The organism is Actinobacillus arthritidis (assembly GCF_029774155.1).
Classification (GTDB): Bacteria; Pseudomonadota; Gammaproteobacteria; order Enterobacterales; family Pasteurellaceae; genus Actinobacillus; species Actinobacillus arthritidis.
Genome location: NZ_CP103833.1, coordinates 746,930 through 763,074 on the forward strand (window position 1 = coordinate 746,930; position 16,145 = coordinate 763,074).

The window sequence follows — 16,145 nt, forward strand, 5'->3', positions numbered from 1 at the left end:
TATCACTACGTCCTTATCTCTATTTTTAAGCTTTAAAGCGTTTTAGCTAATTGCTTAATAAAATCTTTAAATTCGTTGCCAAATTTATTGTGGCGTAAGCTATATTCAGTAAATGCTTGCATATAACCTAATTTATCACCGCAGTCAAAAGTACGACCGGTCATATGGAATGCTTCTACAGTTTCTTGTTCAATTAACATATCAATCGCATCCGTTAATTGGATTTCATCACCTACACCTATTGGTGTTTTTTCAAGTAGGTCCCAAATGTTTGCAGAGAACACGTAGCGACCAACAACAGCTAGATTAGACGGTGCTTCTTCCACACTTGGTTTTTCTACCATTTTCACAATTTTAGCGGTTTCACCTGCCGGAATATCAACACCTGCACAATCTGCAACACCATAGCTACTTACGTCTTCTTTTGGTACCGGTGCAACCATAATTTGGCTGTGTTTCGTTTCATTAAAACGTTTAATCATCGCCGCAAGATTTTCAGTTTTCTGATCTGCGGTAAAGTCCGCTAAAATCACATCAGGAAGCACAACAGCAAACGGCTCATTACCTACTACTGCTCTACCACATAATACCGCATGACCTAAACCTTTTGCTTGACCTTGACGGACGTGCATTAAGGTAACATCTTTTGGCACAATTGAACGTACTTCATCAAGTAATTGACGTTTAACACGTTTTTCAAGCATTGTTTCTAATTCGAAAGAAGTATCAAAATGGTTTTCAATCGCATTCTTTGAAGAATGGGTAACTAATACGATTTCTTTAATACCGGCAACAACACATTCATTCACGATATATTGAATTAATGGCTTATCTGCAATCGTTAACATTTCCTTTGGAATTGCTTTCGTCGCAGGTAACATACGAGTACCAAGACCCGCTACTGGAATAATAACTTTCATTGATAATCCTTACTTAATGATAAAAATAATATGACTTTCATCATATCTAATAAAACCGCCTACAAAGTAAGCGGTTACATTTAAACTGAATTTTACCGGCTACTGACGAAGCAACGCAAGAATTTCATCTGTTTTTTCTTGCATTAGTTGTCTATTACCACGTGTTTCTAAATTTAGACGTACAACAGGCTCAGTATTTGAACTACGTAAATTAAAACGCCAGTTCTCAAACTCAACGCTGATACCATCTAATGTTTCAACTTTACCGTCTTTATAAGCTTCTTTTACACGTTCAATCGCCGCTTTCGCATCAGTTAATTTGCTGTTAATTTCGCCCGGTGATGGGAATTTATCTAAACGAGCTCCCACTAATTCACTAAGTGATTTACCTGTTGTACAGAGTAACTCTAAGGTTAATAGCCAAGGGATCATACCACTATCGCAATAGAAGAAGTCACGGAAATAGTGGTGAGCTGACATTTCACCGCCGTAAATCGCATCTACTGCACGCATTTTTTCTTTAATAAATGAGTGACCTGATTTTGACATTACCGCTTCACCACCGGCTTCTGCTACTAATTCTTCGGTATTCCAAATTAAGCGAGGGTCATAAATGATTTTCGCCCCTTTATTTTTAGCTAAGAATGCTTGCGATAATAAACCGACAACGTAATAACCCTCAATAAACCCACCTTTTTCATCGAAGAAGAAACAGCGGTCAAAGTCACCGTCAAAGGCAATGCCGGCATCAGCATTATGTGCTAACACAGCTTTGATGGAATCTTCACGGTTTTCGTGCAAAAGTGGGTTAGGAATACCATTAGGGAAATTACCATCTGGGTTGTTATGTACTTTAACAAACTCAACCGGAACATTATTCGCTTTAAATTGTGCTTCAATCGCATCAATAATATGCCCTGTTTGCACCATTACCGGAATTAATGACAAGTTTTTTCGGAGTAAGTTTAGAAATATCAATATAAGAGAGCAAATGTTCTACATATTCTCCCTGTACGCTTTTTTGTGTATAAGTACCACGTTGTGTTACTGCCGGGAAATTATTCTCTTCCGCTAAACGTTGAATATCGGCTAAACCGGTATCTGCACTAATTGGGCGAGAACCCTCACGTACTAATTTCATACCGTTGTAATCCATCGGGTTATGGCTTGCCGTTACTTGGATACCACCGTCCGTACCGAGGAATGAGGTGGCGAAATAAACTTCTTCCGTACCGGTAAGTCCTAAATCAATAACATTTACACCAGAATCCAATAAACCGTTAGTGACTGCACTTTTTAATTCATTACTGGTTAAACGCACATCGCCGCCGACAACAATGCTTTTTGGTTTTAGAAATTGTCCGAATGCACGCCCAATGCGATATGCAATATCTGTATTTAATTCAGTGCCTAATTGACCACGAATATCATAGGCTTTAAAACAAGTGAGTTTACTCATAGATTAGTCCTTAACTATATGGTAGATAAATAATTATTCCTGTTTTGCAACAGCAGTATCTTCGGCCAATGCTTTAATACGTTGGTAAATTTCTTCACGATGGACAGAAATTTCTTTAGGTGCTTTGACCCCTAATTTAACTTGATTTCCTCTTACGCTGAGTACGGTAATTTCAACATTATCGCCTATTAGTAAACTTTCCCCGATTTTACGAGTGAGTATAAGCATATTAACCTCCCGAGCTAAAAGTGCCATATCAAATTTAAATAACACTTTTATGGTGAGGCCAATCATTGACCTCACAATTTATCCATTATTAAAGTTTTGCTTGAATCCATTCATTCGCAAATTTAAGTGCTGTTTCTAAGTTTTGTGGCTCGGAACCTCCCGCCATTGCCATATCCGGGCGACCGCCACCTTTACCACCAACTTGTTGTGCCAGAACGCCTACAAGTTCTCCGGCATTAACTTTAGCTGTCAAATCTTTAGTCACGCCGACAATGAGGTTTACTTTATCATCTGCGACTGTACCGAATACGACTACTGCACTTTCGAGTTGGTTTTTCAAATCATCAACCATTGTGCGTAACGCTTTGGTTTCAACGCCTTCAAGACGTTGAATAACGACATTTACACCATTAATGTTTTGTGCTTGTTTCGCAATTTCAGAACCAGCTTGGGCGACCATTTTTGCTTTGAATTGTTCGAGTTCTTTCTCTACTTTTTTATGTTTTTCTTGCGACTGTTGAATTTTTTCAACTAAATTGGTGCTATCTGCTTTTAATAATTCGGCAGACTGGTGCATAACTTGCTGTTGTGATTGTAACCAGTTAATCGCATTTTCAGCCGTTACCGCTTCAACACGACGCACGCCTGCGACAACCGCACCCTCTGAGATTAATTTGAATAAACCAATCTCGCCTGTGTGCTGAACGTGTGTACCACCACATAATTCAATCGAAAATTCTGTCATACCAACTACACGAACCACATCGCCGTATTTTTCGCCGAATAATGCCATTGCACCTTTTTTCTTCGCCGATTCAATATCCATTGATTCAATAGTTACTTGAATATTTTCACGAATCTTACGGTTTACAATTCGTTCAATCTGTTCTAATTGTGCTTTTGTGATAGCCTCCGGTTGGGAGAAGTCAAAACGTAAAACATTTTCAGAAACTAATGAACCTTTTTGTGCTACATGTTCGCCTAATACTTCACGTAATGCAGAATGTAGTAAGTGCGTTGCACTGTGATTTGCGGTAATCGCTTGACGACGAGTTGCATCAACTGATGCAGTCACTTTATCGCCAATAGATAAATTACCTGAAGTTAATTGACCGATATGACCAAATACTTGACCGTATTTTTGGGTGTCATTTACGTTGAAATTGCAAATTTCACTTGAAATTAGACCGCTATCCCCTACTTGTCCACCCATTTCCGCATAGAATGGTGTTTGATCAAGGATAATCACCGCAGATTCGCCTGATTGAATCGTATCAACCGCTTTACCGTTGCTAAATAAACCAACTACGTTTGATTGTGCTTCTAATTTATCGTAACCAATAAAGTTAGTTTGACCGTCAACTTTAATCACATTGTTATAATCAGTTCCAAAGTTACTGCTTGCTTTAGCACGCTCACGCTGTGCGGTCATTTCCGCCTCAAAGCCTGCTTCGTCAATGGTGATATTACGTTCACGACACACATCGCCGGTTAAATCGAGTGGGAAGCCGTAAGTATCATAAAGTTTAAAGGCAACTTCACCGGAAAGCGTATTATTTTCAACTTTAGTTAACGCATCTTCCAATAGTGCTAAACCACGTTCGAGCGTACGAGCAAACTGCTCTTCTTCCGCTTTTAACGTTTTTTGAATATGTGCTTGTTTCTGAGTTAAAATTTCGCCAGCATGACCCATTACGGTTGCCAATGTCGGGACTAATTTATAGAAGAATGCTTCTTTTGCACCTAAAAGGTTGCCATGACGTACTGCACGACGAATAATACGGCGTAACACATAACCACGACCTTCATTTGAAGGCACAACACCATCAGCAATTATATATGAACATGCACGAATATGGTCTGCCACAACACGTAAGGATTTATTATCTAAATCGCTAACATTCAATAAGCCTGCAACTTCTTTAATTAAAGTTTGGAAAATGTCTGTTTCGTAGTTTGAGTTTACGTGTTGCATTACTGCCGTCATACGCTCTAAACCCATACCCGTATCTACTGATGGTTTCGGTAATTTTTCCATTGTGCCGTCTGCTTGACGGTTAAATTGCATGAATACGATATTCCATACTTCGATATAACGGTCACCGTCTTCTTCCGGACTACCCGGTAAGCCACCCCAGAATGTATCACCGTGGTCATAAAAGATTTCAGTACAAGGACCGCACGGACCGGTATCGCCCATTGCCCAGAAGTTATCCGAAGCATAAGGTGCACCTTTATTATCGCCAATACGAATAATATGATCGGTCGGCACGCCTACAATTTTGTTCCAAATGTCATAGGCTTCATCATCTGTTTCATAAACAGTAACGTATAATTTTTCTTTAGGAAGTCCAAGCCATTGCGGAGAGGTTAAGTATTCCCAGCCAAATTGAATCGCATCTTGTTTGAAATAGTCACCGAAACTGAAGTTACCCATCATTTCAAAGAAAGTATGGTGGCGAGCGGTATAACCTACGTTTTCTAGGTCATTATGTTTACCGCCGGCACGTACACAGCGTTGTGCTGTCGTTGCTCTTGTGTATGGGCGTTTTTCTAAGCCAAGGAATACATCTTTAAATTGGTTCATTCCGGCATTAGTGAATAATAAGGTAGGGTCATTTTCAGGTACTAATGAGCTACTTGGTACAACGGTATGTCCTTTACTGTGGAAGAAATCCAAGAAAGATTGTCTGATTTCTGAAGTCGTTTTCATTTAAATAACACTCTAAAAATTAAAATAAAATGGTTGGTTATATATGTGTAGCTATTCTACACGTTTTTCATTCCTTTGCTAATTGACAACCGTGTTTTTACCCAAAAACTTTTTATATTTACTATAATTTATTAAAAAATAACCGCTTGAAAGTTTATACAACCTTCAAGCGGTTATTGAGAAGTCCAAATTTTATGGATGTAAAAATATGTCTTTTACAACTTATTCATCAGCAAGTGGAACAACTAACATATCAACTGTAACATTATTCATCACCTGTCTGGTTGATGACATAAATTTACTCCAGAAATCTTGATGATGACCGGTAATGAGTAAATCAATTTTATGTTTATCTACCGCTTCTTCTAATACTTGGCTAAAATCACCTGTACCATTTAGACGTTCTGACACCGGATAATTCACTTTAGCAGATAATTCATCCAATGCTTTGGTTGTTTCTTCAATGACGCTATCTTGTACGGAAGACATATTGATATCAATTAAGCCGGTATAAAGATCAGAAAAATTCACATCTACGTGGATAAGAGAAAGTTTTGCACCGCATTTTTCCGCTAATTCTGCACCTTTACGAAGTAAAACGAGGCTTTCTTCAGAGAGATCAACCGCAACTAAAATATGTTTGTACATAATAGACTCCTTATTTGTCTGTCTAACTGTTATCCTTGTTATAAATACTAGCATATTCTTTCCAATTAAAGTTTGAGCTAGATCTCATTTTTGAAAAAATATTTTAACGGTTGAAGTTTTATTTAATTTGGAGCATATGAGTTGCCGATTGAAAATAACTTTTTAAGGTTAAATAAATAGATTCTCGTCTTTATTCTCTCAAAAAATGATGTTAAAATTTGCGTGAAATCAAATTTTACCTATTAAAAGACGGTAGTTCTTATGAAAATTGTATCGGACGTGAAACAAACAGGACGTACAGCTTGTACTATCCATTGTCAAAATTGCAGTATTAGTCAACTTTGTTTGCCTTTTACTTTAAGTGAACATGAATTAACTCAGCTGGATAATATTATCGAACGTAAAAAACCGGTTCAAAAATCGCAAATTATTTTCCAATCTGGTGATGAACTCCGTTCTATCTATGCGATTCGTTCAGGTACAATTAAAAGTTATACGATTAGTGAAAGTGGTGAAGAACAGATTACAGCTTTCCACTTACCAGGCGACTTAGTTGGCTTTGACGCCATTACTAATATGAAACACGTGGGTTTTGCTCAAGCACTTGAAACCTCAATGATATGCGAAATTCCATTTGATATTCTTGATGATCTTGCAGGTAAAATGCCTAAAATTCGTCATCAAATTATGCGTTTGATGAGCAATGAAATTAAAAGTGATCAAGAAATGATTCTGTTACTCTCCAAAATGAGTGCAGAAGAAAAACTGGTCGCTTTTTTACATAATTTATCACAACGTTATGCAGAACGTGGTTTCTCAGCTCGTGAGTTTCGTTTAACCATGACTCGTGGCGATATCGGTAACTATTTAGGCTTAACGATTGAAACAATCAGTCGTTTATTAGGTCGTTTCCAAAAAAGCGGAATGATTACGGTACAAGGTAAATATATTACTATCAATCGTATGGATGAATTAACTGATATGGCTGGTGTAACTCGTTCACAAATTCCAGTTGTTCAAACAGCATAGTCTATTCAAACAAAAGCCACAATTTAATTGATTGTGGCTTTTTCGTATTCTCAATTCAGTAAATTATTCTGAAAATTTGACCGCTTACTTAACCAGTTTTAAGTGGCCAGCTTTTTTCTTTGTCGTCTTAGGTTTCTCTTCAACTGTTTGAATCGATTCGCTTCTTTCAAGGTAAGCCTGTTCACTATAATACGCTTCATCTTGAAACATTACCCCATCACCGGTTTCTTGTGCATAAATCGCTTCTGTTGCACCAAAAGGAATATAAAGATTCCTTAACATCCCTTGGAATCTTGCACTAAAACTAATATAGTCATCATTTACCACATATTGTCCGATTGAGCGAGGTGCAATGTTTAAAATAATCTTACCATCACGCACATACTCAACTGGCACATCAACATCAGGATACTCGGCATTTACCAATAAATACGGTGTATTGTCATTATCAATAATCCAATTATAGTAAGCGTGATATAGATATGGTCGTAATGGCTTCATTAGTCTTTTTCATCCATTAAATGTTTTGGTGCAACACCACCGATTGATTGAACAAAACTATCACGTTGGAAAACGCGAGTCATATATGTTTTAATTGCTTTGTCGCCGGCTCCGGTAAATTCAACACCTAAACTGTGCATTTTCCATAATAGCGGAGCAACATAGCAATCGACTAGACTAAATTCTTCACTCATAAAATAAGGCGTTGCCGCAAATACCGGACCGAGTGCTAACATTTCATCACGTAATTGAAGTAAAGCTTTTTTTGCTTCTTTGGACTCAGGATCTTTGTTGACAATATCAATCAACGAGTACCAATCCTGCTCAATGCGGTGCATGGTTAAACGACATTTGCCACGTAGCACTGGATATACTGGCATTAACGGCGGATGAGGGAAACGCTCATCTAAATACTCCATAATGATACGGGAATTGAATAACACTAGCTCACGATCCACCAATGTAGGTACATTACCATACGGATTGACTTCCATTAAATCTTCAGAAATCGTATCAGGGCTAATATTTTCGATTTCATAAGGAACGCCCTTTTCTGCCAACACAATACGTGCTTGATGGCTATAAATATCATTTTTATCTGAAAAAAGGGTCATTACTGAACGTTTATTCGCACTGCTCGTCATATATATTCTGTCTCCGATTCTGATTGCAAATACATAAATTTGAAAAAATGGTCGTGTATCATAACATATTTCCTGATACGGTTGATAGCTATAAATGTGGCTTTACCGATAATTATTCACTTTGTTTAGATGAGTTTCTGTGGAACAGAATTTCATAGGCAATCGTTTGCCTATCGTGTTATACTTCGAATATTTCCTCCATTCATTCTTAAAGGAACAACTATGTCACAAAAACCTGAAATTGCGATTGTTATGGGTTCAAAAAGCGACTGGGCAACGATGTCCGAAGCCACACAAATCTTAGATCAATTTAATCTTGCTTATCACGTTGAAGTGGTTTCAGCACACCGTACGCCGGACAAACTTTTCTCGTTTGCAGAAAGTGCTAAACAAAACGGTTATAAAGTGATTATTGCAGGTGCAGGCGGTGCGGCACATTTACCGGGTATGATTGCGGCAAAAACGATTGTGCCAGTGTTAGGCGTGCCGGTAAAAAGTTCAATGCTAAGTGGCGTAGATAGTTTATACTCTATCGTTCAAATGCCAAAAGGCATTCCGGTTGGTACACTTGCGATTGGCCCTGCCGGTGCGACGAATGCTGGTTTGTTAGTCGCACAAATTTTAGTCGCGTTTAATCCTGAATTAGCGAAAAAATTACACGCATTCCGCAATGAACAAACGCAATCGGTATTAGATAATCCAGATCCACGTAATTAATCTATTTTTCATGACAAAGAAACTTTTAATCCTACATACAGGCGGTACGATTTCCATGAGTGAAGGCGAAGACGGTAAGGTTTCGCCTTCTGAGAAAAATCCGCTACTTGCCGCGTTAGAACGTTTAAACCACCCTGCTCAACTCAGTCAAGAATCTGTACTGAATGTGCCTTCACCACATATTACTTTACAGCACTGGTTACTATTAAAAACACGTATTGAAAAAGCGGTCAATGAAGAACACTATGATGGTATCGTAATTACCCACGGTACGGATACATTAGAAGAAACTGCCTATTTTCTTGATTTATCGCTTAATGTAAATGTGCCGGTTGCGATTACCGGTGCCATGCGTTCAAGCAACGAATTAGGTTCGGACGGCTTAATCAACTTACAAAGTGCGATTTTGGTTGCTCTTTGTCCGGAAAGCCAAGGCAAAGGCGTATTAGTGGTCATGAATGATGAGATTCATAATGCTAAATTTGTGACTAAAACGCATACCACTAATGTAGCGACCTTCCAAACCCCAACATTCGGTCCTTGCGGATTAATTGCGAAAAACCGTGTGCTATATTTCCAACAGTTAACCGAATATGAACGCTTCCCGATACAAGCAATTACTCGTACGAATGTACAACTGGTGAAAGCCTATGCTGGTATGGACAGCTTCTTACTCGAGCAATTAGCTCACCACGGTTGTGACGGTGTCGTGATTGAAGCGCTCGGCGCAGGTAATTTGCCGCCAAGCTGTTTAGCCGGTTTAGATGCGTTATTACGTGCTGATATTCCTGTTGTATTAGTTTCACGTGCGTTTAACGGTGTCACTCAAGATGTGTACGACTATTTAGGCGGCGGTAAACAGCTTAAACAACAAAACGTCATTTTCACTACCGGTTTAAGCGGTCAAAAAGCACGTATCAAATTGTTAGTCTTATTAAACCAAAACTTGCGTAAACCGCTCGCCGAATATTTTTAATCCTTGATAAAACAAAGAAAGTTTGAGGTTTCCGAACCGTACAAGCGGTCAAATTTACCCCAAAATTGCCAATCGGAGCCTCAAACTTTCCGCAAACGGAATCATAAAAAATGCAAAAAAGTGCTATTTATCCTCCAATTTATGTGCTTGGCAACGGTCAGCTCGGCAGAATGTTACGCTATGCCGGCGCACCACTTGATATTGAAGTAAAACCGCTTGCGTTTGATGCTCCGGTTTTCGATCTTGAACAAAACAGTATCATTACCGCAGAAATCGAGCGTTGGGCAGAAACGCCACTCACACAATTACTCGGCAATCATAAAAATTTTGTCAATTTAAACGTATTCGGCACAACGGCGGATCGTTTCACCCAAAAATCACTGTTAGACAAACTTCAGCTTTCCACTTCGCCATGGCAATTATTGGAATCTGCCGAGCAATGGCAAAGCGTATTCAGCAATGTCGGTGAAAAAGTAGTGGTAAAACGCCGTACCGGCGGCTATGACGGCAGAGGTCAATGGATTGTGACGCAAGACAGCATTGACCAAATCACGCCGGATCTTTTCGGTGAAGTGATTGCAGAAAAATTTATTCCGTTTGATGGCGAAATATCAATTGTCGGCGCCCGTTTCCGTGACGGCTCTACCCGTTTCTATCCGATTAGTCATAACTTGCAACAAAACGGTATCTTACGTTACTCCGTTTGTGATGTGAATTTACCGAATCAGCAAACTTACCAAGTTCAAGCGGAACAAATGCTTGGCACGATTATGCAAGACTTAGACTATATTGGCGTAATGGCAATGGAATGTTTTGTGGTAGGCGAGAAATTATTAATTAATGAACTCGCTCCGCGTGTACATAACAGCGGACACTGGACGCAATTAGGTCGCTCAATCAGCCAGTTTGAATTGCATTTACGTGCATTGCTTGACTTGCCGACACCGCAACTCAAACAAATTGCCCCTAGCGTGATGGTCAATCTGATTGGTATCGAACACAATAATGCGTGGCTGGAAGTGCCGTTCTCACAATTACATTGGTACGGCAAAGAGGTTCGTGCCGGACGTAAAGTCGGACATATTAATTTATGTCATCCAGAACAAGCTCAGTTGATTCAATTACTCGAACAGCTTCGTCCGCATTTAACTGATGATTTCCATTCGGGGTTAGATTGGGCAATTAATAAACTCAAATAAGTACAAGCGGTCTGTTTCCTTCTGAAATTTGTAAAAAATTTTGAAAAACAGACCGCTTTTCTATTGCTAAAATAGCTAATGGACTGTATAAATATTTCTAATTTCAAACACAACTTTATAGAGGAACCATATGTCAATGTTCAACCATATTCAGGTCGCTCCGGCAGATCCAATCTTAGGTCTAGGTGAAGCGTTTAAAGCGGAACAACGTGAGGGGAAAATCAATCTTGGTATCGGTGTTTATATGAATGCGGAAGGTAAAACGCCTATCGTAAAAGCGGTTAAAAAAGCCGAAGCGTTATTGTTAGAACAAGAAACGAATAAAAACTACCTCACGATTGACGGTGTACAAGCATTTAATGCTTATACACAAGAACTTTTATTTGGTAAAGGAGCGGAAATTATCGCGTCAGGTCGTGCAAAAACCGCACAAAGTTTAGGCGGTACGGGGGCATTACGTATTGCGGCGGAATTTATCAAACGCCAAACTTCTGCAAAAAATATTTGGATTTCCAATCCAACTTGGCCAAATCATAATGCGATTGCCGAAGCGGTTGGTTTAAATGTGAAAGGCTATCGTTATTACAATAAAGATACGCACGGTTTAGACTGGGATAATTTACTTGCCGATTTAAGCCAAGCGGAAGCCGGCGATGTGGTGTTATTACACGGTTGCTGTCATAACCCGACTGGTATCGATCCAACCCCTGAACAATGGGACGCATTAGCGAAACTTTCTGCGGAAAAAGGCTGGTTACCGTTATTTGACTTCGCTTACCAAGGCTTTGGTAACGGTTTAGACCAAGACGCATATGGCTTACGTGCGTTTGTGAAAAACCACAAAGAATTATTAATCGCAAGCTCATATTCAAAAAACTTCGGTTTATATAATGAACGTGTTGGTGCATTCACATTAGTGGCAGAAAATGCCGAAGTAGCTAATAAAGCATTCACGCAAATTAAATCGATTATTCGTGTGCTTTACTCTAACCCGGCATCACACGGTGCAAGCACAGTTGCTCGTGTATTAGGTGATGAAGCGTTACGTGCAGAATGGGTAGCTGAATTAGATGAAATGCGTGATCGCATTAAAGATATGCGTAATCGTATGGTGCAATTATTAAAAGAGAAAGGCGCAAAACAAGATTTCGATTTCATTGCACAACAAAATGGTATGTTCTCATTTAGCGGTTTAACCCCAGAGCAAGTGGATCGCTTACGTGAAGATTTCGCTATCTATGCTGTGCGTTCAGGTCGTATCAATGTTGCAGGTATCACCGACCAAAACATTGATGCCCTTTGCGAAGCGATTGTAAAAGTGCTTTAATCACTATTTTGTAAAACCACGGACTACACTGAATACACGGAAAATTTATTCTGTGAACGCTATATAGTTCGTGGTTATTTTTATGTATAGCTTTTAGGTAATAAAAAACCACAGTTCTCACGTCATACGAAAAATTTCTGTGTATTCCGTGCGTTCTGTGGTTATTTACTTTTCCTATCTACTGAACATTCATAATTGCTTCAATATCAGCAATTTCTTTCGGGCAACTGCTTGTCAGATTTTTATTACCATATTCGGTAATCAATAAATTATCCTCAATACGCACACCAATGCCTTTGTATTGCTCCGGCACATCCGCATCACTTGAAATGTATAAACCCGGCTCAAGGGTTAGCACCATACCGATTTCAAGCGGACGATCTTTTTCCGTACCATAATTACCCACATCGTGAACATCTAGCCCCAACCAATGCCCCAAACCGTGCATATAAAATTGACGATAGGCTTTCTCAGCAATTAACTGCTCCACTTCACCTTTTAAAATACCTAAGCGAACCAAACCTTCGGTTAGCACTTGTACTGCTTTTTCATTGGCAATTTTGATCGAACTTTGCGGAACAAGCCATTTAGCCGCTTCTTTCATTGCGTCCAACACGAGCTGATAAATCTCTCGCTGAGGTTCGGAAAACTTACCGTTAATCGGGAAAGTACGGGTAATATCACCGGCATAGTGAGCAAACTCTGCCCCAGCATCAATCAGCAATAAATCGCCGTCTTTTAATACCTGATCATTTTCATTGTAGTGCAAAATGCAGGCATTTTCACCGCTTGCTACAATCGAATTATAGGCAGGAAATCTCGCCCCAAAGCGAGTAAATTCGTGCTGAATTTCGCCCTCAATTTCCAATTCATAACGATTTGGACGAGTTTGTTTCATCGCACGAATATGTGCCAAACCCGAAATATGACAGGCTTGCTGAATTAAAGCGATTTCCGCTGTCGATTTAATCAAACGCATTTCTGACAACATCGGTCGCCAGTCAATCACGTCAGCAAACTGCTCCGCCACCACGCTATCGCCCCATTCCTGTAAACCTTTGGCATAGTAACAAGCGGTCAAATTTTGCGTTTTTTCTGCAAAAACACGAGAAATATCCTCAATATCAAACGCCAAATCCACGTTCAAGGTTTCAGGGGCTTCTTCAATCCCCAAACGGCGACCGTTCCACGTTTCCATTAGCGGATCTTTTTTACGCACAAAAATCACGCTCTCATTTTTGCCGTCTTTTTTAATCAGCAACAACGCCGATTTCGGCTCGGCAAAACCGGTCAAATACCAGAAATAACTATCCGGACGGAATAAATAATCGCAATCACTATTACGGCGTTTCTCGGTTTCAGTAAACACCACCAACGCAGAATTATCTTGCATTTGCTCAAACACACGATTTCTACGCTCAACAAATTCTTCTCTCGGCAATTCAGCTAAATAGGCAAGATCCATACTATTCTCCTCTTCAAATGTTTATTTATTCTAACATAACATCGTAAATTAAACTGACTTTGAAGGATAAATTCCCCTCTCTCTGCTTGTTTCGCTACACGCTTCAGCAAGCTGTCTCTCTCCCGCAAGGGGCGAGAGTGTAATGTGCTACAACATTTTCTAGCACAATCCACCCAAATCTAAATCAGAAAAAGGGGAAACTGTAAACTTAAATATACCAAACAGGCAAAGCAACTAAATCTTCTGCCAACCACAAGCGTTGTGGATATTGGTTAATAATTACACCTGTGCCAATTTTAATTTCTGATTCAGGCAAATTGTCTTTCAAAATCCCAAAGGCTTTAACCATTTTTTTATCTGGACTTGCCGATGTTTTGATTTCCACCGGGTATAAAGTGCGGTCATATTCAATCAGTAAATCGATTTCTTTTTGGTTAGTATCCCGATAAAAATAAATCGGCGGCTCTATCCCTTTGTTGTAGAACGATTTAATGATTTCGCTCACGACAAAAGTTTCAAAGAATTGACCGCTTTTAGCCCCTTTTGAAATAGTTTCGGGCGTGAGCCATTTGGTTAGCCACGCCATTAAGCCCGTATCCAACATATATACTTTTGGGGTTTTAATCGCTCGTTTTAGATGATTATTGCTGTACGGCTTGAGCAAATAAATAATGCCCGATGTTTCCAAAATCGCCGTCCAACGCTTGATGGTATCAACCGACACGCCCACTTCTTGTGCCACATTGCTGTAATTTAGCAACTCGCCACTACGAGCGGCAATCGCTACCATAAAACGAGTGAAATCCGTGATACTACTCACATTCGTAAGCGAGCGAACATCTCGTTCAATATAGGTGGAAACGTAGGAGGCATAGTAAATGTCCCAGTTCGTTTCCTGCTCATACAAACGAGGCATATAGCCTTGATGAATAATTTTCCAAATATTTTCAACCGATTGAGCAGACTTTTTCTCGGGCGGAAAGGTAATCTTGGTTAGGAATAAAAGGTAACGAAAAATCGAGCTGTTGAATTTCTCGCAACGAGAAACCTTGTAATTTCAACACCGCCACTCGTCCAGCTAGGCTTTCCGTTACATTTTGCATTAAGTGAAAGGCTTGCAAACCTGAAAGCAAATACAATCCTGACATTTTTTGCTTATCAATCGCTAATTTCAAACTGGAAAATAACTCCGGTGCATATTGCACTTCATCCAAAATCAGCTTACCCGAATAGTTAAGCATAAACAGGCTAGGATCGTTTTTTGCCATTGACAGCACCATCGGATCATCAAAGGTCACATAGTGATAATCTTCACTAATATACTGTAGCGACGTGGATTTCCCCACTTGTCTTGGCCCTGTTACCAAAACCGCAGGAAATTGTTTGATTAAAGCCTCAATCAACGGCTTCATTTGGCGAGTATATAAATTCATAGGAAAATTCAGTTTAATTCAAGATAATGTCGTAAATTAAACTAAAAAATATGATACAAGTAAAGAAAAAATTAGTTTAATTTAAGATGCAATCGTAAATTAAACTAATTTTTTGGGTGCTGAGCTAAGGCAGAAATTACTTCCACCAATTTTCTAATACGAGATTAGGGATAAGTTGAAAGGCTTTATCACTAGAAACAAGAACACATTCTGTTGCTAGGGCATGAGCTCCAATCATTTGATCTTGAACGCCCATGATTTTGCCTTCTCGTTCCATCTCTGCTCGCGACTGACCATAAACTTCCGCCACTTGATAATCCCAATCCATCACCGTAATCGCAGATAAAAAAGTATTTAAAAATGCAGTAAGTTTCTGATTATTACGTTTTTTTACGCCATAAAACAACTCTGCGACCGTGACCGATGAAATACAAATCAATTCCGGATTAAGTTGTTGTAGTTTCTTAACCACAGTAGGCTCTTGCCTAAAGAAATAACTCACCGTATTAGTATCTAGCATATACATTTAAAATCCCTCGAACGGATCTCGAGTTGCCATTTCTTGCTTGCGTTCTTGTTCCGATAAAAACTGTTCATCACATTCAAGCATTGGTAATAACTCAAAGACTTTCTGCCAATTTTGCTGATTGCGAGAACGTGTCGAAAGCGTAATATCGCCGTTTGCTTCTTTAAACACATAAACTTGCTTCGCATTAAACTCAAATTCAACCGGTAATCGTACGGCTTGATTACGTCCGTTTCTAAATAAACGTGCGACCTTTTCCATTTTATTACTCCTTTGATGAGACTTGGCATATGCTTTAATATATGACTATACGATACCAATGTCAAAGCAAGCGGTCAAATTCGCTTGATTTTTTACAAT

Annotated in this window: 14 protein-coding genes and 2 pseudogenes; 5 read left to right on the forward strand and 11 right to left on the reverse strand. The window is 39.3% G+C overall.

Annotation, left to right across the window (positions count from 1 at the left end):
* Nucleotides 1-32: 32 nt before the first annotated feature.
* The 5 genes and pseudogenes from galU to NYR89_RS03585 form a co-directional block, all read right to left on the reverse strand.
* Nucleotides 33-920 carry a UTP--glucose-1-phosphate uridylyltransferase GalU gene (gene galU / locus NYR89_RS03565; protein ID WP_279446368.1) on the reverse strand — a complete coding sequence of 296 codons (888 nt, stop codon included), beginning with the start codon at nt 918-920 and terminating at the stop codon, nt 33-35.
* A gap of 99 nt (nt 921-1,019) precedes the next feature.
* A pseudogene (locus NYR89_RS03570) lies at nt 1,020-2,379 on the reverse strand (phosphohexomutase domain-containing protein).
* 33 nt (nt 2,380-2,412) lie between these two features.
* The gene (gene csrA / locus NYR89_RS03575) at nt 2,413-2,607 is read right to left on the reverse strand and encodes a carbon storage regulator CsrA (RefSeq protein WP_279446369.1); all 195 of its coding nucleotides are present in this window, start codon (nt 2,605-2,607) and stop codon (nt 2,413-2,415) included.
* Nucleotides 2,608-2,695: 88 nt separating this feature from the next.
* Nucleotides 2,696-5,320: an alanine--tRNA ligase gene (alaS, locus tag NYR89_RS03580; protein ID WP_279446370.1), complete on the reverse strand. Its 2,625-nt coding sequence runs from the start codon at nt 5,318-5,320 to the stop codon at nt 2,696-2,698.
* Nucleotides 5,321-5,542: 222 nt separating this feature from the next.
* Nucleotides 5,543-5,968, reverse strand: coding sequence for a universal stress protein (locus NYR89_RS03585; protein ID WP_279446371.1), 426 nt, complete (start codon nt 5,966-5,968; stop codon nt 5,543-5,545).
* Nucleotides 5,969-6,229: 261 nt separating this feature from the next.
* On the opposite strand from NYR89_RS03585, the gene NYR89_RS03590 reads away from it, so the two are divergent.
* The gene (locus tag NYR89_RS03590; RefSeq protein WP_279446372.1) at nt 6,230-6,997 is read left to right on the forward strand and encodes an FNR family transcription factor; all 768 of its coding nucleotides are present in this window, start codon (nt 6,230-6,232) and stop codon (nt 6,995-6,997) included.
* 84 nt (nt 6,998-7,081) lie between these two features.
* Here the strand turns inward: NYR89_RS03590 and NYR89_RS03595 are convergent, their stop codons facing one another.
* The gene (locus NYR89_RS03595; RefSeq protein ID WP_279446373.1) at nt 7,082-7,498 is read right to left on the reverse strand and encodes a ClpXP protease specificity-enhancing factor; all 417 of its coding nucleotides are present in this window, start codon (nt 7,496-7,498) and stop codon (nt 7,082-7,084) included.
* A complete protein-coding gene (gene sspA / locus NYR89_RS03600; protein ID WP_279446374.1) occupies nt 7,498-8,142 on the reverse strand; it encodes a stringent starvation protein SspA in 645 nt (214 codons plus the stop codon). Before sspA ends, NYR89_RS03595 begins: the two co-directional genes overlap by 1 nt.
* Nucleotides 8,143-8,364: 222 nt before the next feature.
* On the opposite strand from sspA, the gene purE reads away from it, so the two are divergent.
* The 4 genes from purE to NYR89_RS03620 all read left to right on the forward strand — a co-directional run bounded on the left by purE (nt 8,365) and on the right by NYR89_RS03620 (nt 12,361).
* Nucleotides 8,365-8,859 carry a 5-(carboxyamino)imidazole ribonucleotide mutase gene (purE, locus tag NYR89_RS03605; RefSeq protein ID WP_279446375.1) on the forward strand — a complete coding sequence of 165 codons (495 nt, stop codon included), beginning with the start codon at nt 8,365-8,367 and terminating at the stop codon, nt 8,857-8,859.
* 10 nt (nt 8,860-8,869) lie between these two features.
* Entirely contained in the window at nt 8,870-9,835 is a 966-nt protein-coding gene (locus NYR89_RS03610) for an asparaginase (RefSeq protein WP_279446376.1), read from the forward strand.
* Nucleotides 9,836-9,945: 110 nt separating this feature from the next.
* The gene (gene purK / locus NYR89_RS03615; RefSeq protein WP_279446377.1) at nt 9,946-11,034 is read left to right on the forward strand and encodes a 5-(carboxyamino)imidazole ribonucleotide synthase; all 1,089 of its coding nucleotides are present in this window, start codon (nt 9,946-9,948) and stop codon (nt 11,032-11,034) included.
* 130 nt (nt 11,035-11,164) lie between these two features.
* Entirely contained in the window at nt 11,165-12,361 is a 1,197-nt protein-coding gene (locus NYR89_RS03620) for an amino acid aminotransferase (protein WP_279446378.1), read from the forward strand.
* Between the two features lie 178 nt (nt 12,362-12,539).
* Here NYR89_RS03620 and pepP read toward each other — a convergent pair whose 3' ends face one another.
* The 4 genes and pseudogenes from pepP to NYR89_RS03640 all read right to left on the reverse strand — a co-directional run bounded on the left by pepP (nt 12,540) and on the right by NYR89_RS03640 (nt 16,046).
* A complete protein-coding gene (gene pepP, locus NYR89_RS03625; RefSeq protein ID WP_279446380.1) occupies nt 12,540-13,826 on the reverse strand; it encodes a Xaa-Pro aminopeptidase in 1,287 nt (428 codons plus the stop codon).
* 208 nt (nt 13,827-14,034) lie between these two features.
* Nucleotides 14,035-15,259: pseudogene (locus tag NYR89_RS03630) on the reverse strand (ATP-binding protein).
* Between the two features lie 136 nt (nt 15,260-15,395).
* Nucleotides 15,396-15,785 carry a type II toxin-antitoxin system VapC family toxin gene (locus NYR89_RS03635; protein ID WP_279446381.1) on the reverse strand — a complete coding sequence of 130 codons (390 nt, stop codon included), beginning with the start codon at nt 15,783-15,785 and terminating at the stop codon, nt 15,396-15,398.
* The gene (locus NYR89_RS03640; protein ID WP_005604117.1) at nt 15,786-16,046 is read right to left on the reverse strand and encodes an antitoxin; all 261 of its coding nucleotides are present in this window, start codon (nt 16,044-16,046) and stop codon (nt 15,786-15,788) included.
* Nucleotides 16,047-16,145: the final 99 nt, after the last annotated feature.

Coding starts and splice junctions, on each gene's coding strand:
- galU (WP_279446368.1), bottom strand. CDS start 920: ATGAAAGTTATTATTCCAGTAGCGGGTCTTGGTACTCGTATGTTACCT.
- csrA (WP_279446369.1), bottom strand. CDS start 2,607: ATGCTTATACTCACTCGTAAAATCGGGGAAAGTTTACTAATAGGCGAT.
- alaS (WP_279446370.1), bottom strand. CDS start 5,320: ATGAAAACGACTTCAGAAATCAGACAATCTTTCTTGGATTTCTTCCAC.
- NYR89_RS03585 (WP_279446371.1), bottom strand. CDS start 5,968: ATGTACAAACATATTTTAGTTGCGGTTGATCTCTCTGAAGAAAGCCTC.
- NYR89_RS03590 (WP_279446372.1), top strand. CDS start 6,230: ATGAAAATTGTATCGGACGTGAAACAAACAGGACGTACAGCTTGTACT.
- NYR89_RS03595 (WP_279446373.1), bottom strand. CDS start 7,498: ATGAAGCCATTACGACCATATCTATATCACGCTTACTATAATTGGATT.
- sspA (WP_279446374.1), bottom strand. CDS start 8,142: ATGACGAGCAGTGCGAATAAACGTTCAGTAATGACCCTTTTTTCAGAT.
- purE (WP_279446375.1), top strand. CDS start 8,365: ATGTCACAAAAACCTGAAATTGCGATTGTTATGGGTTCAAAAAGCGAC.
- NYR89_RS03610 (WP_279446376.1), top strand. CDS start 8,870: ATGACAAAGAAACTTTTAATCCTACATACAGGCGGTACGATTTCCATG.
- purK (WP_279446377.1), top strand. CDS start 9,946: ATGCAAAAAAGTGCTATTTATCCTCCAATTTATGTGCTTGGCAACGGT.
- NYR89_RS03620 (WP_279446378.1), top strand. CDS start 11,165: ATGTCAATGTTCAACCATATTCAGGTCGCTCCGGCAGATCCAATCTTA.
- pepP (WP_279446380.1), bottom strand. CDS start 13,826: ATGGATCTTGCCTATTTAGCTGAATTGCCGAGAGAAGAATTTGTTGAG.
- NYR89_RS03635 (WP_279446381.1), bottom strand. CDS start 15,785: ATGTATATGCTAGATACTAATACGGTGAGTTATTTCTTTAGGCAAGAG.
- NYR89_RS03640 (WP_005604117.1), bottom strand. CDS start 16,046: ATGGAAAAGGTCGCACGTTTATTTAGAAACGGACGTAATCAAGCCGTA.